Consider the following 17,357-nt stretch of genomic DNA (forward strand, 5'->3'; position numbering starts at 1 on the left):
CGGCGGGGCGGCCGATGATCGGCGCTCCGCCGGTCTCGGCGCGACCGCGAGGGCGATGGTGCCAGGAAGCCCGCGAATCCTCCCCTGCGGCGACACGGCGCTGACCGTGGAGTTCGGCGACGACATCGACGCCGACCTCAACGCCGCCGTTCTCGCCCTGGAGCGGCGGGTGGCGGAAGCCGCCGTTCCGGGCGTCGTCGAGACCGTCCCGACCTACCGCTCCCTGACCCTCCATCTCGACCCAGTCCTGACCGATCCGGCGAGCGTCGGCGAGGCCGTGCTGCGGCTGGCACGCGCCGGGCCGCCGCCGTCGGCCGTCCGCCGGATCTGGCGCGTGCCCGTGGTCTATGGGGGAGACCACGGCGCCGATCTCGACGCGGTGGCCGAGCATCACGGCATGACCCCGGACGAGGTGATCGCGCGGCACAGCGCCCCGGAATACCGGGTCTTCATGGTCGGCTTCCTGCCGGGCTACGCCTATCTCGGCGGGCTCGATCCGCGCCTCGCCCTGTCCCGGCGTCCCTCGCCCCGCCCGACGACGCCGGCGGGCACGATCTCCATCGGCGGCAGGCAGGCGCTGATCGCGAGCGTCGCGGCGCCGAGCGGATGGCACCTGCTCGGACGCACCCCCGTGCGCAGCTTCATGCCGGGGCGCGACCCCGTCTTCCTGTTCGAGCCGGGCGACGCCGTCCGCTTCGCCCCGATCCCGGTCTCCGAGTGGGCCGCTCTCGATCGGTCGGCGGCGGCGGGCGAGCCCGTGGCGCGGAGGGAGGAGGCGTGAGCGCCCATCTCCTGCTGCTCGACTGCGGTCCCCAGGCGAGCGTCCAGGACGGTGGCCGCCCGGGCTTCCAGCGGCAGGGCCTCTCGCCTTCCGGCCCCATGGACGCCCTGGCCATGGCGGCGGCGAACGCGCTCGCCGGCAACCCGGCGGGCACGGCCGTGCTCGAACTGGCTCTGGCGGGCGCGCGCCTGCGGGCGGTGGGCGGCCCGGTGTGGCTGGCGCTGGCGGGGGCTCCCTTCGGCATTTCGGTGGAGGGTGAGCCGATGGCCGACCACCGGTCCTTCACCCTCTCCGAGGGAGCCGAGCTCGTGCTGACGCCGCCGCGTACCGGCGTCTTCGCCTGCCTCGCTGTCGCGGGAGGGCTCGACCTGCCGGACATCCTCGGGAGCCGCGCCTTCCACCGCCGCGCCGGGCTCGGCGGGTTGGAGAACCGCAGCCTGCGGGCCGGGGACCGCATCCCGGTCGCGTCCGCCGACAGCCGGCGAGAGCGTGCGCTGGCGCCCCTCCCCCTCGACGCCGACGAGCCCGTCCGCGTGGTGTTGGGGCCGCAGCAGGAGCGCTTCACGCAAGGCGGCATCGCGACGCTGCTCGGTGCCGCCTTCACGGTCTCGGGCCAGGCCGACCGCATGGGCATCGCCCTCGAGGGGCCGGCGGTCGAGCACGGGCCGGAGGGGTTCAACATCGTCTCCGACGCCACCGTGTTCGGCTCGGTGCAGGTGCCGGGGAGCGGCCGGCCCATCGTGCTCATGGCCGACCGGCAGACCACCGGCGGCTATCCGAAGATCGCCACCGTCATCTCCGCCGACCTGCGCCGTCTCGCCCAGCGCCGGCCGGGCGACGCGGTGCGCTTCCGGGCCGTGAGCGTCGCGGAGGCGGTCCGGCAGGCGCGGGCGCGGGCAGCATTCACGGACGCGCTCGGCGCGAACCTCCTGCCGGTCTCGACGCGGGAGGAGCGGCTGATGGAGGCCAATGTCGCGGGCGCCGCCGTCGACGCGTTCGAAGCCTGAGCGTCTCGACGCTCGCGGGCCGAGCCTGTATCGCGGTGCCATGAAGACCGCCGATTGCGACATCCTCGTCATCCCCGGCCTCGCGGGCTCCGAGGAGGAGCACTGGCAGGCCCGCTGGGCGGGCCGCCTGCCCAACGGACGGATCGTCGCGCAGGACGACTGGCACAAGCCCACCCCGGCCGCGTGGTGCGGGCGCATCGTCGAGGCGGTGTCGGCCGCGACCCGGCCGGTGATCCTCATCGCCCACAGCCTCGGCGTCGTGGCGAGCGTGGAGGCGGTGCCGGATCTGCCCCCCGGCGTGGTGCGCGGCGCGCTGTTCGTGGCCTTTCCCGATGTCGAGGAGACGCCGAACCTGCCCGATTTCGTGCGCGCCTTCGCCCCCGTGCCGCGCGAGCCCCTGACTTTCCCCTCCCTCGTGGTGGCGAGCCGCAACGACCCCTACTGCACCTACGAGCGGGCCGAGGATTTCGCCTTCTCCTGGGGCGCGGAGATGGTCGACGCGGGCGAATCCGGCCACATCAACGTCGCCAGCGGCCACGGGCCCTGGCCGGAGGGGCTGATGCGGCTCGCCGGTTTCCTCAAGGGGCTGTGAGGGCGGCTCAGAGCCTCTCGGCCTGCCGTTCGGCCTTCGCCTCCTCCTGGGCCGGGCGCAGAAGCTCGCCTGCTACGTCCGACAGGCGCGGCTGCTCTTCGCGCACGTAAGGCAGCGGCCGGCAGACGGCGATGGCGGCGAGCCCGAAGCGGGCCGTCATCAGGCCGTTGAGCACGCCCTCCCCGAGCTTCGCCGAGACCCGCGCGGCGATGCCGAGACCCAGCACCTGCTGGATCACGCTCTCGCCCACCGCCATGCCGCCGGTGATGGTGAGATGCGCGAAGGCGGCGCGCGCCAGGCGCAGGAACCCCAGGAAGCCCGGACGGCCGCCATAGATCGCGGCGATCCGGCGCAGCAGCCGCACCGCCGAATAGACCACGAAGGCCACGTCCACGATGGCGCGCGGGCTGAGCGCCGTCACGGCGGAGACCTGCTTGGCGGCGGTGGCCACCGCGTTCGTCGCCTGGGTGTCGAGAGAGGCGAGCAACTCGTGCTCGGCGAGCCCGATGCGGTCGTCCACGTCGAGGATGGCGTCGCCGAGCGCGTCGAGCCGCTGGCGCCCGGCCGCGAGGGGCGCCCGGTCGGCGTAGAAGGCCGAGAGGTCGCGCACCACCCCCTGCGCGGCGGTGTGGTCGCGGCTGGCGATGGCGGCGATGGCCGCCTCGCGCAGGGTCTCGATCTTCCGCTCCCGGCGCAGCCCGACGAGCTCGCGCCCGACGATGGCGAGGAAGGCGACGGCCGCCAGCGCCAGCAGCGCCAGGGCCACGCCGCCGAGCCAGGGCGCCGCCTGGAACAGGTCGGCGATCATCCTCTCCAGCGACAGCCCGATGGCGATGCCGACGAGGCCGCCGAGGGCCGAGAACAGGATCGCCGCCCAGGGGGCCCGCCTCTTGCGGGCCACCGGCACGGCGGTGCCGTCCGCCGCCTCGACGATCTCGAAGGGCTCCTCCACGATCCGCACCTCCGGCGGCGGCGGAGCGGTCTGCACCCCCGGCGCGGCGGCCTCCGGGGCGGCGTCCCCCGAGGGCAGGCGGAAGGCGCGCGGGCGGTTGAGGGTGCTCATGCGGGCTGGTCCTCTCGCGAAGGGGCCGTCAGGCGAGGTGGTCGCCGATCAGGAACTGCATGGCGCGGTCGAGGCGGATCTGCGGGAGATGCCCCGGCCGCCCGAGGGCGTCCGGCTTCACCACGGGCGGCCGGAAGCGCGGGAAGCGCAGGGAGCCGGGCTCGACGGCGCCTTCCAGCACCGCCTCGGGCCGCGTGGGCAGCTCGCCTGGAAAGATCGCGGCCTCCGCTACGCCGTCGAAGATCTCGTCGCCCACATGCTCGCCCGCCTCGGGAGTGCCGGCGACGGCGCGCAGCACCGCGTCGCCCTCGTGGATCGCCGTCTCGCGGGTGGCGCGCACGGAGGCCAGCGCCACGGTGCCGACCCGCGCGCCGGCGGCTTCCGTGCGGCGCATCGCCCGCGAGACGAGCAGGCGCAGCAGGGCGTCGAGCCGGTCGTGGCTGGTCTGGTGGAGATGGTCGGCCTTGGTCGCCGCGAACAGGATCTTGTCGGCACGGGGCGCGAACAGGCGCGAGAGGATCGTGTTGCGGCCGATATTCAGGCTGAGCAGCACGGAATCGAGGGCTTCCTCCAGCTCGGCGAGGGCGGCGGGGCCGGAATCGACGGCGGCGAGCACGTCCACCAGCACGATCTGGCGGTCGACGCGCTGGAAATGGTCGCGGAAGAAGGGCTCCACCACCTTCGCCTTGTAAGCTTCGAAGCGGCGTTCCATCAGGCCGGCGAGGGTCTGCGGGTCGAGGCTCTCGGGCAGGTTGTCCAGGGGGGCGAAGGTCAGCGCCGGGGAGCCGGCGAGGTCGCCGGGCATCAGGAAGCGGCCGGGCGGCGTGGTGGCGACCGCCTCGGGCCCGGCCCGGAGCGCCGCGAGATAGGTCTTGAAGGCGTCGCTGGCGCGCTCGGCCAGCACCTCGTCGAGGGGGGCGTTGGGGTCGAGGGTCTTCAAGAGGTCGAGCCAGGGGGCGGCGAGCGCCGCCCGTCCCGCGCGCCGGGTGCCGGCGACGGTGGCCCGCGACCAGGCCGTGTAGCTCTGCTCGATCAGGGAGAGGTCGAGCAGCCATTCGCCCGGATAGTCCACCACGTCGAGCATCAGCGTGCCCGGCCCCGAGCGCCAGGACGAGGCGCGCTCGTACTCGATGGCGAGCCGGAACTGGCTGATCCGGTCGGTGGAGCGCGGCCAGCGGCGCGCCTCGGTCAGCGCGGAGAAATGCTCCTCGAAGGGGAAGCGCGGCACGTCGTCGTCGGGCTGCGGCACCAGGCGGGCGCGGCGCAGGCGGCCCTCATGCGCGGGCGCGAAGGCCGGCAGTGCATGGGCCTCGACGAGATGGTGGATCAGCGCCGTCGTGAACACCGTTTTCCCCGAGCGCGCGAGCCCGGTGACGCCGAGCCGCAGGGTCGGCTGGATCAGGAAGTCGCTCGACGCCTCGGCGAAGGCTTTGACCGCGGAGCCGGCGCGCGCGGCGAAGTCGGTGAGAGGCAAGGCGTCGGGCTCTGCGGGACTGAAGGCACCGTTCAGGTGGAGCGCGGGGCCCGCCCCCGCAAGGCGTCAGGGCGCGATGCGCCGGGCGATCGCCGCCGCCACGAGGTCCGCCCCCGCCCGGAGCGTGCCGAGCTCGACATTCGACATGGCCAGGAGCACGGGGGCGAGGTTCGGCGCGGGCAGGCCCTCGGCCGAGAATAGCGCGAGGTCGTCGCCGGGCTTGAGCCCGACGCTTCCGGCAATCCGCGCGGCGTAGTTGGCGATGCGGGTCTCGTCGGTGGAGCAGAACGGCGCCGGCGCGCCGATGCCGAGCAGCGAGAGCGGCGGCAGCCCGGCGGCGATCGAGGGCAGCGCGGCGGATTCCGCCAGGAGCCGCTCGGGCGAGAGCGGATCGCGGGAGGCCGTCGCGGCATCGCGGATCGCGGAGGGCGGCGCGATCCCGCTGGCGATGTCGGGAACGGGCTTCGGCATCGGCAAAGACTTGGGCATCGGCAAAGATTTGTGCAGCGGCGCCTGGCGCAGGCCGGGGTTCCCGGCGAGCCGGGCACGGGCGGACCAGGGCTGCACCCGGAGCGCTCCGCCGCGCGCCACCGCCATCCGCCTCGGCGCCCCGCCACGGAAATGGCGCGCGAGGTAGCGGGCCCGCAGGGTGCCGGCCAGACCGCGCGGGGCGAGCGGCGTGGGGGTGCGCGAGGCGGCGACAGTGCCGCATTCGGCAGGCGCCCAGCGCCGCACGATGGCGAGCGCCGAGCGGCGACCGAACGCGCGGTAGTAGCGGGCGAGCAGCGCCACGGCGGCGTCGGCTCCGCTCGCCGCGTCGGCGAAGGCGGTGTGCCCCTCCCCGTCGCCGCCGATCTCCCCCGGCCAGCGGGCGCGCTTGATGCACCAGTAATTGTTGAGCCGCACGCAGCGGGAGACGAAGGCCGGCTCTCGCTCGGCGAAGCGCGCCACCAGCGCCAGACCGGCGGGCCGCAGGGACGTTCCCGCCTCGGCGCGCCAGTTCGAGACGGCGGCGGTCTCCGGGAGGTAGCGGGGCGGCTCCGGCGGCGGGCCTGCGAGGGTCGCCGCGATGGCCGTGGCGCGCCCGCGCAGCCCGTCGAGCCCCGCGTCGAGACGGGGCGCCAGGGCGGCGAGGACGATGAGCGCGGGAAGCAGCAACGACGCCGGCCTTCAGGCCCTCTCCGACAGGCTCAGGGGTTGAGGTGACGCAAAGCCGCCTCGTGGAGCCGCCGGTCCCCGGCCGCGACGATCCGGCCTCCCTCCGTCGCCGGGCCGCCGTCCCACGCGGTGACGACGCCGCCCGCGCCCTCCACGATGGGGATCAGCGCGACGATGTCGTAGGGCTTGAGCCCCGCCTCGACCACGAGGTCGATCTGGCCGGCGGCGAGCATGCAATAGGCGTAGCAATCGGCGCCGTAGCGGGCGAGGCGCACCGCCGCCTCGACGGCTCCGTAGCGCTCCCTCTCCTCGCCCTCGGCGAAGAGGCGCGGATCGGTGGTGGCGAGGATCGCCTCCCCCAGGGCCCCGCAGCGGCGGGTGTGCAGGGCGCGTTCGCCGCGCGGGCTGCGCAGGGTGGCGCTGCGGCCGTCGCCGGAGAAGCGCTCCTCCAGGAAGGGCTGGTGCATCATCCCGCGCACGGCGGCGCCGTGATGGGTGAGCCCGATCAGCGTGCCCCAGGTCGGCAGCCCGGCGATGAAGGCGCGGGTGCCGTCGATGGGATCGAGCACCCAGACGCATTCGGCGTCGAGCCGCTCCGAGCCGAACTCCTCGCCGAGGATGCCGTGGTTCGGGAAGCTCTCGCGGATGAGGTTGCGCAGCACCACTTCGGCGGCCCTGTCGGCCTCCGTGACCGGATCGAAGGGCGCGCCCCCGCGCGACTTGTCGTCGAGCCCGAAATGGGCCCGGAAGAACGGCAGGATCGCCTGACCCGAGCGGGTGGCGAGATCGTCCATGAACCGCGCCAGATCGACCACGCTCATCGGGAATGCTCCGCTTCGAACGGCGACAGGTCGAGACCGGTTGGCCTGCCGCGTCAAGCCCCCGCCGGGAGCGCGACCGGCCCAATGGGCGCGGCATGGGCCCCCGCCGCCGGCTCGGGCACGTCGCGGGCGGCCTTGAACGCGAGGTCGAGCGCCTCGCGCAGCGAGCCCATATGCGCGTCCGCCCCCACCGCCGCCTGGGACGCGGAATCGGTTCCGAGATCGTCGGCGCGCCACAGCCCGATGGCGACGGGCAGGCCCGGCATCCGCTCCCGCAGGCGGCGGACCAGGCGGCGCAGATGCGCCGGCTCGCCGGCGATGGCGAGGGAAACGATGCAGATCATGCGCGCCGGTCCCGGCTCGAACCCGCCGATCGTGGCGCGGGCGACGTCGGCGAAGGGCACGACGCGGGCGCCGATGCCGCCCTTGCGCAGAAGCTGCGCCAGGATCGCGGCCACGGGCGCGTCGGCGAAGCCCCGGCCGGAGACGCAGAGCACGGCGCCGTCCTGCGCCCAGGCATCCGGTACGGCCGGTGCGACGGACCCGTCCGCCGGCGGCTCCCGCGTCGACGCCTCCTCGTGCCCTTCGAGCTCCTCGATCAGCTCCGAGAGGCTGTCGCGGATGACGCCCTTCTGCTCCGCCGAGAGCACGCCGCGGGTGGCGTCGCGGGCGGCGAGCTCCAGCCCTTTCAGGACCACCTCGTCGTAATAGTCCGGCAGCGAGCAGCGCCGCAGGATGAGGTCGGCATGCTCCTGCACCTCCCTCGGGTCGTCGGCGAGCACGCGCTGGTAGAAGTTCTCGACCGGCGTCAGCGCCGGTCTGTCCCCGAACAGAACGTCGAGGAATTCGAGCTTCTCGACATGCCGCCCGAGCACCACGAGGCAGACGGTGAGCGGCGTCGACAGCAGCAGGCCGACAGGTCCCCACAGCCACGTCCAGAACAGGGCGGAGAGCAGCACCGAGAACGGCGAGAGGCCGGTGGAGTGCCCGTAGAGCATGGGCTCGATGACGTGCCCGGTGATGGGCTCGATCACCAGGAAGAGGATCGCGGTGGCGATGACCATGTCCCAGCCCGGATCGACGGCGGCGGCGAGCGCCAGCGGGAACAGGGCCGAGAGGAAGGCGCCGATATAGGGCACGAAGCGCATCAGCGCGGAGAAGATCCCCCACAGCACCGGATTCGGCACGCCGATGGCGTAGAGCCCGATGCCCACCACCACTCCGAAGCCCACGTTGAGCCCGAGCTGCACCAGGAAGAACCGGCTGAGCCGCCGCGCGGCGTCGTCCATGGCCACCGTGGTGCGGTGGAGGTCGCTCGATCCGGCGAGCCGGATCAGGCGGTCGCGCAGGTCCTCCCGCTGCATCAGGATGAAGAGCAGCACCACGAAGACGATGCCGGCGGTGGCGAGCGGCTGGAGCGTCGGCGAGAGCAGCGTCCCGGCGAGCTCCACGGGGCCGGGCTGGCGGTCCTTCAGCTCGACGAGGAGCGCCTTCTCCTCGGGCTTCGGTGCGGGGCCGGCGGCGGGCGGGGTCTGCTTCTTCGCCTCGTCCTTGTTGTCGTGGCCGGCGTTGTGGAAGACGCGGCCGATATTGGCGACGTAGTCGGTGATATGTCCGGCCGGGCTGTCGCGCAGGCCCTCGATCTTGCGCTCGATGGTATTGCGGTAGCGCGGCACGTCGCCGGCGAGGTCCGCGACCTGGACCCCGATGAGCGTGCCGATCGAGACCACGATGCCGAGGGTGGTCAGCACCGCCAGCACGACGGAGGGCAGCTTCGGCAGGCGCATCCGCCGCAGCAGGTTCACCAGCGGCCCGATCACGAAGGACAGGAGCACGGCGATGGCGATGGGGATGAGGATCTCGCGGCCGAGATAGAGCCCTGCGACCAGAACGGCGGCGACGATCACGGGGGAGGCGAGCGCCGCCCTCGGTGTTTCGGCGGCGGCGATCCGTGTCGGTCTCAGCGGCGCGAAGGGTACCGTGTCCGTCGTCTTCGTCGCCATGTCCCGCACCCCGAACGCACGCGTCGCGGCGCCCGCCCGGCGCCGCCTGAGGAACGACGCTGCGCGGCATTCGATCCCGCGAGATGAATACAATCGCGTCGCATGCCGGACGGGTCAGCCCGAGAAGGGCGCCAGCCGGTGCCCCGCCGCCTCGAGGGCATGGCGGACGGCCCGCGCCGTCTCGACCGCGCCGGGGCTGTCGCCATGGACGCAGATGGTATCGATCGCGACCGGGATCGTCCCGCCGTCGAGGGTGCGCACGGCCCCCTCCTCCACCATCCGCAGGGCGCGCGCCGCCGCCGCAGCGGCATCGCCGATCACGGCGCCGGGAAGCGCGCGGGAGGCGAGCCGCCCGTCCCCGGCATAGGCACGGTCCGCATAGACCTCGCGGGCGACGGCGAGGCCGGCGGCGAGCGCCGCCCGCTCGGCCGGCAGGCCCGGCATCGCCACGAGGACGAGGTCGCGGTCGACGCCGCGCACCGCGCGGGCGATGGCGTCGGCCACAGCGTCCTCGACATTCGAGAGATTGGCGAGCGCCCCGTGCGCCTTCACGTAGCCGACGCGATGGCCGGCGAGCGCCGCGCAGGCCCAGAACGCCCCGATCTGATAGGCCACGGCATGCTCGATCTCGGCGGCGGTCGATGGGATGACCCGCCGCCCGAAGCCTTCGAGATCGCGGAAACCCGGATGCGCCCCCACCGCGACGCCGCGCGCCTTCGCCGCCGCCGCCGTCGCGACCATGATGCCGGGATCGCCCGCGTGGAAGCCGCAGGCGACGTTGGCCGAGGTCACGACAGCGAGCATCGCGGCATCGTCCCCGATCCGCCACGGACCGAAACCCTCGCCGAGGTCGCTGTTGAGGTCGATGCGCATCGCGCGATCCTAGACCAGCACGGGCGCCGATTCCTGCCCCTGCGTGCCGAAGACGCGCTTGTAGCGCGCCACCTCCGTCGACGGGCCGATGGCCTTGGTCGGGTTGTCGGAGATCTTCACGGCGGGCCGGCCGTCCGCCGCCAGGACCTTGCAGACGATGGAGATCGGGTCGAGCGCCCCGTCCGAGACGAGGCCGCGGAAATCGTTGGTCAGCAGCGTGCCCCAGCCGTAGCCGATGCGCACGCGGCCGTGGAAATGGGCGTGGACCGTCTCGATGGTGTCGATGTCGAGCCCGTCGGAGAAGATCGCCAGTTTTTCGCGCGGGTCGGAGCCGCGCGAGCGCCACCACGCGATGGCCTCTTCGCCGCCGGCGATCGGCTCCTTCGAATCGATGCGCATGCCCGTCCAGGCGGTCATCCAGTCCGGGGCGTGCGCGAGGAAGCCGGTGGTGCCGTAGGTGTCGGGCAGGACGACGAGGAGATTGCCCTCATAGTCCTGTTGCCAGTCCTTCAGCACCGCGTAGGGCGCGGCGGCGAGCGCCGCGTCGTCCTCGGCCAGCGCCGCGTAGACCATCGGCAGCTCATGCGCGTTGGTGCCGATGGCCTCGACCTCGCGGCGCAGGGCGATCAGGCAGTTCGAGGTGCCGGTGAAGGCCGGGCCGAGGCCGGCGAGCATCGCCTCCACGCACCAGTCCTGCCAGAGGAAGCCGTGGCGGCGGCGGGTGCCGAAATCGGCGATGGAGAGGTCGGGAAGGCGCTTCAGCCGCTCGATCTTTTCCCAGACCCGCGTCATCGCGCGGGCGTAGAGCACCTGCAACTCGAATTTTCCGAGGCCGCGCAGGACGCCGCGCGAGCGCAGCTCGTTGAGGATGGCGAGCGCCGGCACCTCCCAGAGCGTCGTCTCGATCCAGGGGCCGTGGAAGGTCAGGGCGTATTGCCCGTCCTGCTTCTCCAGCTCGTATTCGGGCAGGCGGAAGCCTTCGAGCCAGTCCATGAACTCGGCCGAGAACATCTGGCGCTTGCCGTAGAAGGTGTTGCCCCTGAGCCAGGTCGACTCGCCGCGCGTCAGCCGGAGCGAGCGGGCATGGTCGAGCTGCTCGCGCAGCTCCCCCTCGTCGACGAGGTCGGCAAGCCGCACCCGCGAGGAGCGGTTCTGGATGCCGAAGGTGACGCGGGTGTCCCGGTGGCGCCGGAAGATCGTCTGCGCCATCAGGAGCTTGTAGAAATCGGTATCGAGCAGCGACCGGACGATCGGGTCGATCTTCCAGGTGTGGTCGTAGACCCGCTTGGCGAGATCGGTCATGGGCTCCCGGAGCTTGGCCGCGCTGGACCGCCAGAGCGCATGGCGCGGGCGCCGGAGTCAATCGGCCGGGCGACCATGAGAAAGGCGGCGCGCTTCTCGGCACGCCGCCTCGTGTTTCCGATCAGATCAGCGCGACCTTCTTCGTCTCCGTCTCCGGGGACTTTCCGGTGAGCGCCGCCTTCACCGTCCCGTAGAGATGCAGCATCGTGGCGTTGGGGCTGTCCCAATATTCGCCGCGCTCGGGATGGACGCGGATCAGCGCGATCTCCGGATCGTCCTGGCCCTTGGGGAACCACGTCTTCAAGCCGACATGCCACTTCTCGGCGATGATCGCCCGGTCGGTGACGATCTCGGCCCTGCCGGCCACCGAGACGTAGGTCTGGCTCGATGGGTCGGAATAGGCGAGGTTCACCGCGTGGTCCTCGGCGATCTCCCCCGTCTTCGGGGAGTGCTCGCGGGTGAAGAACCACAGGTCGCCGACCTCGTCGGCGGCGCCGCTCCACATGGGGCGGCTGTAGAGCTTCCCGTCCGCGTCGGCGGTGGTCATCATCGCCACCTTGATGTCCTTGATGAGCCCGTAGAGCTTCTCCGCGCCCTCGTGGTCGCGATGGTTGCCTTGATGCATCGGTTCTGTCTCCGGTTGCGTGGCGCGGCCCGGCCCGGCATGCCGCCGGACCTCCGCATCGTGCCTCGACAACGGAGCTGCGGCGCGATGGTTTCGGCGCCCCCGCGCGCCGGGGCCGAACGGCGCCCGCCGGGCCTTGCCGCGAAAGGGCTTTCGCGCTTGCGCCGGCTCCGCGCGGGCGTACATGGGGGCTTCAGACCCCCGTCCCTCCCCTCTCGGGCGGGCCTTCCGTCCGGCGTCCAGGAGACGTGCCCTTGCCCATCACCCGAGACGACGTGCTCAAGGTGCTCTCGACCGTGACGGTCGATGCAGCCGGCACTCCGCTTCCCTCTTCCGGCCGCCTCTCGCAGGTGGTGATCGATCCCACGAACCGGGTGATGTTCTCGATCCTGATCGATCCGAGCGAGGCCGAGCGCTTCGAGCCGGTGCGGCGGGACGCGGAAGGCAAGGTGCTGGCGATGAAGGGCGTCTCGGGCGTCTTCGCGAGCCTCACCTCAGAGCGCGGCCCGAACGCGCCCGGACAGGCCCCTCCTCCCGGCAAGGTCGCTCCGCCCCCGGCCGGCCGGCCGGCCGCCGCGCCGCCGCGCGGGCCCGCGCCCTCGGCCGGGCCGGCGCTGCCGGGCGTGCGCCACATCGTGGCGGTGGCCTCCGGCAAGGGCGGCGTCGGCAAGTCGACCACCGCCTGCAACATCGCCCTCGCCCTGCATGCCCAGGGGCTGAAGGTCGGCCTGCTCGATGCGGACATCTACGGCCCGTCCGTGCCGAAGCTCTTCGGCCTGTCGGGCAAGCCCGCCGTCGAGGACGGCCGGATCCAGCCCATGCGGGGCCACGGCATCGGCGTGATGTCGATCGGCTTCCTGATCGACGCCGAGGCGGCGATGATCTGGCGCGGGCCGATGGTGCAGTCGGCGATCACGCAGATGCTGCGCGAGGTGAACTGGGGCGAGCTCGACGTGCTGGTGGTCGACATGCCCCCCGGCACCGGCGACGCGCAGCTCACCATGGCCCAGGCGACGCCCCTGTCCGGCGCCGTCATCGTCTCGACGCCCCAGGATCTCGCGCTGATCGACGCGCGGCGCGGCGTGACCATGTTCAAGAAGGTCGCGGTGCCGATCCTCGGCATCGTCGAGAACATGGCGACCTTCGTCTGCCCGAATTGCGGCCACGCCTCGCACATCTTCGGGCATGGCGGCGCGCGCGAGGAGGCAGAGCGGCTCGGCGTGCCCTTCCTCGGCGAGGTGCCGCTCAACATGACCATCCGCGAGAGCTCGGATGCCGGCCGCCCGGTGGTCGCGGTCGATCCCGAGGGGCCCCAGGCGCAGGGCTACCGCGCCATCGCGGCCGCGCTGTGGAAATCCCTGTCGGGGGCGCCGGCAGGACGGGCCGCGCCGCGCATCGTCATCGAATAGCCGGCCCCGTGCCCGTCCTCGGCGTCATCCTGGCGGGCGGCGCGGCGCGCCGGATGGGCGGCGGTGACAAGGTCCTGCTGCGCTTGGCCGGGCGCACGCTGCTGGAGCGGGTGGCGGAGCGCCTGGGGCCGCAATGCGGCGCCGGGCTCGTGCTCAGCGCCAACGGCGATCCGGCCCGATTCACGGGCTTCGGCGGCGCCGTCCTGCCCGACGGCGTGCCGGACCGGCCGGGGCCGCTCGCGGGCATCCTGGCGGGGCTCGACCATGCCGCCGGCATCGGGGTCGAGCGGGTGGTGAGCGTCTCGGGGGATGCGCCGTTCCTGCCGCGCGATCTCGTCGCGCGCCTCGCCGGGGCCGTGACGGCGTCGGGGGCGGCGATCGCCGTCGCCGCGTCCGGCGGACACCGGCACTTCACCGTGGCGCTCTGGCCGTCCGCCCTGCGGGAGGATCTGCGCGCCGCCCTCGCGGAGCGCGGCGAGCGGCGGGTCGGCGCCTTCATCGCCCGGCATGGGGCGGAGTTCGTGTCCTGGCCCGCCGAGCCGGCGGACCCGTTCCACAACGTCAACACGCCGGACGACCTGGCGGCGGCCGAGACGATGGCCGCCGCCCTGGGATAGCCTGGGGCCGATCTTGCCTCAGTCGGCCTTGCCGACGCTCGCCTTGACGATCTTGTCGGGGGAGCGCGGCGGCTCGCCCTTGTTGATCGTGTCGATCACGTCCATGCCTTCCACGACCTTGCCCCACACCGTGTACTGCTTGTCGAGGAAGCGGGCGTCGCCGAAGCAGATGAAAAACTGCGAGTTGGCGGAGTGCGGGAAGTTCGTGCGCGCCATCGAGCAGGTGCCGCGCACATGCGGCTCGGCGTTGAACTCGGCGTTGAGGTCGGGGAGGTCCGAGCCGCCGGAGCCCGTGCCGGTCGGGTCGCCGGTCTGGGCCATGAAGCCGTCGATGACGCGGTGGAAGGGCACGCCGTCGTAGAAGCCCTGCGAGGCCAGCGTCTTCAGGCGCTCGACATGGTTCGGCGCGAGGTCGGGCCGCAGCCCGATCACGACGCGGCCCTTCGTGGTCTCGAGCACGATGGTCTCGGTGTCTGCCATGGGTCTTCGCTCCTTTGGGGGGATTGGGTGGAGGGATCGGGTGGCCGCCCGGTCTCGCGGGCGGATGCGTTCGGATGGCGCGCCGGTCGCCGTCGCCCGTCGTCTAGTGCGACAGGCGGGTCGATCTCAACCCCTGCGCCGCATTCGGCATCCGGGGCGGAGCTCTCAGATGCCCCTCCCCTGCGGGCCGCGATAGAGGAAGCGCAGCGCCATCGGGCGCCCGGCGATCGCCGCGCCGAGGCCCGGCGTCACCCGCGCCGGGGTGCAGCGCGCGATGGCGTCCAGGGTGGCGCGCACGAGCGCGTCGCGCGCCTCCCCGCCGGGGACGCCTGCGGCGAAGGTGATCTGCGGAACACCGATCACCGTGCCGTCGCGGCGCAGGGAGAAGCGGGCGGTGATCTGCACGTCCTCCATCCGCTGCAGCCCCTCCGGCGCCTGCCAGCAGGAGGCGAGCGCCCGGTACAGCGCGCGCAGCGTATCGGCCGGGGGCCCGCGTCCGCCAGCGACGGGGACCTCGACGCTGCCGCGCAGGGTCTCCGGCAGGGCGAGCGGATAGCCGGCATAGGGATGGGACGACGCGCCGCCGGGCCAGGCCGTCGCGACGAGCGCGGCGGCGAGACCGGGAAGAAGGGCGCGCCGTGGCATCTCCACGGCCGGCGGGCCGTCGCCTACTTGCCCTTGGCAAGGCTCATCTTGACGATCTTGTCCGGGTTCTGGACCGAGCCGCCCGGCGCGCCGGAGGCGGCCTTCTTGATCTTGTCCACCACGTCCATGCCGTCGGTCACGAGGCCGACGGCGGTGTACTGGCCGTCGAGGAAGGAGGCGTCGCCCAGGCAGATGAAGAACTGCGAGTTCGCCGAGTTCGGGTCGGACGAGCGGGCCATGCCCACCGTGCCCCGGCGGAACTTGGCGGAGGAGAACTCGGCCGGGATGTTCGGCAGGCTGGAGCCGCCGGTGCCGTTGCCCTTGGGGTCGCCGGTCTGGGCCATGAAGCCGTCGATGACGCGGTGGAACTTCAGCCCGTCGTAGAAGCCCTGGCCGATCAGGGTCTTCAGCTGCTTGACGTGCTTGGGCGCGATCTCCGGCCGGAGCGCGATGGTGATGCGCCCGTCCTTGGTGTCGAGATAGACCGTGTTGTCGTCCTGGGCGCGGGCGGCGCCGGACAGGCCGAGGCCGAAGCTCAGGGCGAGCGCGAGGATTGTGGTACGACGGTTCATGGCGGGAATCCCTCGTTTCTTGTGACGATCGGAGAAGGCGGTCAGGATGCCGCGAAGCGGGCCGCGAGGCGCTCGGCCACCGCGCGCGGCACGAAGGGCCCGACATCCCCGCCCATGGCCGCGATCTGGCGCACCAGCGTCGCCGTGATGGGGCGGACATGGATGGAGGCGGGCAGGAAGACGGTCTGGACCTCGGGGGCCATGGTGCCGTTCATGCCGGCGAGCTGCATCTCGTAGTCGAGATCGGTGCCGTCGCGCAGGCCGCGGATGAACAGGCTGGCGCCGCAGCGCCGGGCGGCGGTGACGGCGAGGTCGTCGAAGGTGTCGATGACGAGCTCGGTGCCCTCGGCGGCGGCCAGCGGTCCGCAGACCTCGCGCAGCAGCGCCATCCGCTCCTCGGCGGAGAACAGCGGCGCCTTGCCGGGATGGATGCCCACGGCGATCACGAGGCGCGGCACCAGCCGGCAGGCCTGGCGCACGACGTCGAGATGGCCGTTCGTGACCGGATCGAACGAGCCGGCATAGAGGGCGGTGCGGGTCATCGCCGCCCGCCCTAGAGCATTTCTCCGCCGAACGGAACCGGCGGACGCGCTCTCAGGCGGCGCGCGGCCGCTCCTGCCGCACGGCCGGGGCCGCGCAATCGGCGAGGAACCCCGCCGCCGAGGAGCGGCGGCCGTCCGGGTGGGTGATGGAGACGTCGCTCATGCCGGAGGCGAGGAGCGCCAGGGCCTTCTCCAGCGCCTCGGTCATCGAGCGGCGCTCGAAGCTGAAGCCACGGGCGTCGCGCGTCGCGTTGACGAGGAAATACACGGATGACCTGCTGGCTGGGCTTGGGCGGAAAGGACGGGCGACCCTTGCGCGTCGCCGGGGCCTGCAATCATCCGGGATAAAGGCCATTTCTGGAGGAAGTCTTGACGCGGCGAGGGCGTCCGCGACTCCTTTTCCCATCGCACCATGGCGGGGCTGTTTTTCCGGCTATTAAATCGGACAGGCCGCACGAAAAAAGGGCGGATGCCTGTCCGGCACCCGCCCCGTTCGAGGTCGTCCTCGCGATGTGATCGCCCGCGAAGGACAGCCGGCTCAGTAGCTGCCGAACTTGTAGTTCACGCCGGCGCGGGCGATGCTGCCCTCCGTCGAGAAGCGCGAGACGTAGCCGATGCCGGGGCCGCCCGTGCTGGCGACGAGCAGGTTGCGGCTGCCGAGGTCGTAGCGGAGATACTCGGCCTTCACCGTCACGGCGCTGGCCTTGAAGAAGTTCAGGAACGACTCGGTGGGCAGGGCGTATTCGATGCCGCCGCCATAGGCGTAGCCGGTCTCCATCTGCGACCTGCGGCCGGCATAGGTCAGCGGGGCGCCGGTCTGGAAGAAGACGCTGCGGGTCACGTCGCCATAGGCGAAGCCGCCGGTGCCGTACACGAGGACGCGGTCGAAGGCGTAGCCGATGCGGCCGCGCACGGTACCGAGGAAGCCCAGCTCCGTGCGGTAGGTGTTGGTCAGGACGTTCGGGTTGAAGACCGGGTTGAAGATCGTCTCGCGGCGGGTGCGCTGGAGATCGGTGTACTGCGCGTCGGCCTCGAGACCCACCACGACGCCGCTGCCCGGCGTGAACTGGTAGTTGTAGCCGGCCTGGCCGCCGGCGGAGAAGCCTTCCGTCGCCACGTTCACGGAGGGACGGCGGAGGTTGTTGTTCACGTTGTTCTGCAAGGCGCCGATGCCGAGGGTGCGGATAGTGTCGCTCTCGGAGAAGGCGTAGCCGGCATTGGCGCCGAGATAGAAGCCGGTCCAGGTGAAGACGGGGACGGGCACGAAGACCGGCGGCGCCGCGCGGCGCGGCAGATCGGCGGCGGTGGCGGCGCCCGCGAGAAGCGCCGAGGCGGCCGTGGCGAGAACGATCTGCTTGAACACGATGGAACCCCTGAGAGGCGAGCAACTCTG

The 17,357-nt window shown here is 72.6% G+C and carries 19 protein-coding genes; 5 read left to right on the forward strand and 14 right to left on the reverse strand.

The genetic code is table 11. The annotated features are described in order from the left end of the window. Positions 1–55: 55 nt before the first annotated feature. The 3 genes from pxpB to ACP56T_RS00925 are packed head-to-tail and all read left to right on the forward strand — an operon-like array spanning position 56 to position 2,380. Positions 56–781 carry a 5-oxoprolinase subunit PxpB gene (gene pxpB, locus ACP56T_RS00915; RefSeq protein ID WP_430910246.1) on the forward strand — a complete coding sequence of 242 codons (726 nt, stop codon included), beginning with the start codon at positions 56–58 and terminating at the stop codon, positions 779–781. Then, positions 778–1,788 carry a 5-oxoprolinase subunit C family protein gene (locus ACP56T_RS00920; protein ID WP_430910247.1) on the forward strand — a complete coding sequence of 337 codons (1,011 nt, stop codon included), beginning with the start codon at positions 778–780 and terminating at the stop codon, positions 1,786–1,788. Before pxpB ends, ACP56T_RS00920 begins: the two co-directional genes overlap by 4 nt. 40 nt (positions 1,789–1,828) lie before the next feature. After that, positions 1,829–2,380 carry an RBBP9/YdeN family alpha/beta hydrolase gene (locus tag ACP56T_RS00925; protein WP_430910248.1) on the forward strand — a complete coding sequence of 184 codons (552 nt, stop codon included), beginning with the start codon at positions 1,829–1,831 and terminating at the stop codon, positions 2,378–2,380. Between the two features lie 7 nt (positions 2,381–2,387). On the opposite strand, the gene ACP56T_RS00930 is transcribed toward ACP56T_RS00925, so the two are convergent. The 8 genes from ACP56T_RS00930 to ACP56T_RS00965 all read right to left on the reverse strand — a co-directional run bounded on the left by ACP56T_RS00930 (position 2,388) and on the right by ACP56T_RS00965 (position 11,699). Continuing rightward, positions 2,388–3,443: a YcjF family protein gene (locus tag ACP56T_RS00930; protein WP_430910249.1), complete on the reverse strand. Its 1,056-nt coding sequence runs from the start codon at positions 3,441–3,443 to the stop codon at positions 2,388–2,390. Positions 3,444–3,471: 28 nt separating this feature from the next. Continuing rightward, entirely contained in the window at positions 3,472–4,917 is a 1,446-nt protein-coding gene (locus tag ACP56T_RS00935) for a YcjX family GTP-binding protein (protein WP_430910250.1), read from the reverse strand. Positions 4,918–4,983: 66 nt separating this feature from the next. Next, complete coding sequence (locus ACP56T_RS00940; RefSeq protein ID WP_430910251.1) at positions 4,984–6,075, reverse strand: hypothetical protein; 1,092 nt, start codon at positions 6,073–6,075, stop codon at positions 4,984–4,986. Between the two features lie 32 nt (positions 6,076–6,107). Continuing rightward, positions 6,108–6,896, reverse strand: coding sequence for a histidinol-phosphatase (gene hisN / locus ACP56T_RS00945; RefSeq protein ID WP_430910252.1), 789 nt, complete (start codon positions 6,894–6,896; stop codon positions 6,108–6,110). A gap of 53 nt (positions 6,897–6,949) precedes the next feature. Then, on the reverse strand, positions 6,950–8,899 hold the full coding sequence (locus ACP56T_RS00950; RefSeq protein WP_430910253.1) for an AI-2E family transporter: 1,950 nt from the start codon (positions 8,897–8,899) through the stop codon (positions 6,950–6,952). Between the two features lie 114 nt (positions 8,900–9,013). After that, the gene (locus tag ACP56T_RS00955; RefSeq protein ID WP_430910254.1) at positions 9,014–9,772 is read right to left on the reverse strand and encodes a LamB/YcsF family protein; all 759 of its coding nucleotides are present in this window, start codon (positions 9,770–9,772) and stop codon (positions 9,014–9,016) included. A 9-nt stretch (positions 9,773–9,781) separates the two neighbouring features. Continuing rightward, positions 9,782–11,074 (reverse strand): nicotinate phosphoribosyltransferase, encoded by a 1,293-nt coding sequence (locus tag ACP56T_RS00960; RefSeq protein ID WP_430910255.1) that lies wholly within the window; start codon positions 11,072–11,074, stop codon positions 9,782–9,784. Between the two features lie 121 nt (positions 11,075–11,195). Continuing rightward, positions 11,196–11,699, reverse strand: a complete 504-nt coding sequence (locus tag ACP56T_RS00965; protein ID WP_430910256.1) for a pyridoxamine 5'-phosphate oxidase family protein — start codon at positions 11,697–11,699, stop codon at positions 11,196–11,198. 254 nt (positions 11,700–11,953) lie between these two features. Here ACP56T_RS00965 and ACP56T_RS00970 point away from each other — a divergent pair, with 254 nt between their 5' ends. Together ACP56T_RS00970 and mobA are read left to right on the forward strand one after the other, a co-directional pair. Continuing rightward, positions 11,954–13,108: an Mrp/NBP35 family ATP-binding protein gene (locus tag ACP56T_RS00970; RefSeq protein WP_430910257.1), complete on the forward strand. Its 1,155-nt coding sequence runs from the start codon at positions 11,954–11,956 to the stop codon at positions 13,106–13,108. An 8-nt stretch (positions 13,109–13,116) separates the two neighbouring features. Next, a complete protein-coding gene (gene mobA, locus ACP56T_RS00975; protein WP_430910258.1) occupies positions 13,117–13,725 on the forward strand; it encodes a molybdenum cofactor guanylyltransferase MobA in 609 nt (202 codons plus the stop codon). An 18-nt stretch (positions 13,726–13,743) separates the two neighbouring features. On the opposite strand, the gene ACP56T_RS00980 is transcribed toward mobA, so the two are convergent. The 6 genes from ACP56T_RS00980 to ACP56T_RS01005 all read right to left on the reverse strand — a co-directional run bounded on the left by ACP56T_RS00980 (position 13,744) and on the right by ACP56T_RS01005 (position 17,327). Next, positions 13,744–14,205 (reverse strand): peptidylprolyl isomerase, encoded by a 462-nt coding sequence (locus tag ACP56T_RS00980; protein ID WP_430910259.1) that lies wholly within the window; start codon positions 14,203–14,205, stop codon positions 13,744–13,746. Positions 14,206–14,370: 165 nt separating this feature from the next. Further along, positions 14,371–14,850, reverse strand: coding sequence for a hypothetical protein (locus tag ACP56T_RS00985; protein ID WP_430910260.1), 480 nt, complete (start codon positions 14,848–14,850; stop codon positions 14,371–14,373). A gap of 23 nt (positions 14,851–14,873) precedes the next feature. Then, complete coding sequence (locus tag ACP56T_RS00990) at positions 14,874–15,422, reverse strand: peptidylprolyl isomerase (RefSeq protein ID WP_430910261.1); 549 nt, start codon at positions 15,420–15,422, stop codon at positions 14,874–14,876. Positions 15,423–15,463: 41 nt separating this feature from the next. Then, positions 15,464–15,964: a pantetheine-phosphate adenylyltransferase gene (gene coaD / locus ACP56T_RS00995; protein ID WP_430910262.1), complete on the reverse strand. Its 501-nt coding sequence runs from the start codon at positions 15,962–15,964 to the stop codon at positions 15,464–15,466. Between the two features lie 52 nt (positions 15,965–16,016). Next, positions 16,017–16,232 (reverse strand): hypothetical protein, encoded by a 216-nt coding sequence (locus ACP56T_RS01000; RefSeq protein ID WP_430910263.1) that lies wholly within the window; start codon positions 16,230–16,232, stop codon positions 16,017–16,019. A gap of 270 nt (positions 16,233–16,502) precedes the next feature. Continuing rightward, positions 16,503–17,327, reverse strand: a complete 825-nt coding sequence (locus tag ACP56T_RS01005) for an outer membrane protein (protein ID WP_430910264.1) — start codon at positions 17,325–17,327, stop codon at positions 16,503–16,505. Between the last annotated feature and the right edge of the window lie 30 nt (positions 17,328–17,357).

Source organism: Methylobacterium endophyticum, from assembly GCF_050591105.1.
Classification (GTDB): Bacteria; Pseudomonadota; Alphaproteobacteria; order Rhizobiales; family Beijerinckiaceae; genus Methylobacterium.

What these genes read in the sequence shown, in the direction of transcription:
- ACP56T_RS00965 (WP_430910256.1), bottom strand. Translation starts at nt 11,699, where the DNA reads ATGCATCAAGGCAACCATCGCGACCACGAGGGCGCGGAGAAGCTCTAC.
- ACP56T_RS00925 (WP_430910248.1), top strand. Translation starts at nt 1,829, where the DNA reads ATGAAGACCGCCGATTGCGACATCCTCGTCATCCCCGGCCTCGCGGGC.
- ACP56T_RS00930 (WP_430910249.1), bottom strand. Translation starts at nt 3,443, where the DNA reads ATGAGCACCCTCAACCGCCCGCGCGCCTTCCGCCTGCCCTCGGGGGAC.
- pxpB (WP_430910246.1), top strand. Translation starts at nt 56, where the DNA reads ATGGTGCCAGGAAGCCCGCGAATCCTCCCCTGCGGCGACACGGCGCTG.
- ACP56T_RS00980 (WP_430910259.1), bottom strand. Translation starts at nt 14,205, where the DNA reads ATGGCAGACACCGAGACCATCGTGCTCGAGACCACGAAGGGCCGCGTC.
- ACP56T_RS00950 (WP_430910253.1), bottom strand. Translation starts at nt 8,899, where the DNA reads ATGGCGACGAAGACGACGGACACGGTACCCTTCGCGCCGCTGAGACCG.
- coaD (WP_430910262.1), bottom strand. Translation starts at nt 15,964, where the DNA reads ATGACCCGCACCGCCCTCTATGCCGGCTCGTTCGATCCGGTCACGAAC.
- hisN (WP_430910252.1), bottom strand. Translation starts at nt 6,896, where the DNA reads ATGAGCGTGGTCGATCTGGCGCGGTTCATGGACGATCTCGCCACCCGC.
- ACP56T_RS00955 (WP_430910254.1), bottom strand. Translation starts at nt 9,772, where the DNA reads ATGCGCATCGACCTCAACAGCGACCTCGGCGAGGGTTTCGGTCCGTGG.
- ACP56T_RS00985 (WP_430910260.1), bottom strand. Translation starts at nt 14,850, where the DNA reads ATGCCACGGCGCGCCCTTCTTCCCGGTCTCGCCGCCGCGCTCGTCGCG.
- ACP56T_RS00990 (WP_430910261.1), bottom strand. Translation starts at nt 15,422, where the DNA reads ATGAACCGTCGTACCACAATCCTCGCGCTCGCCCTGAGCTTCGGCCTC.
- ACP56T_RS00960 (WP_430910255.1), bottom strand. Translation starts at nt 11,074, where the DNA reads ATGACCGATCTCGCCAAGCGGGTCTACGACCACACCTGGAAGATCGAC.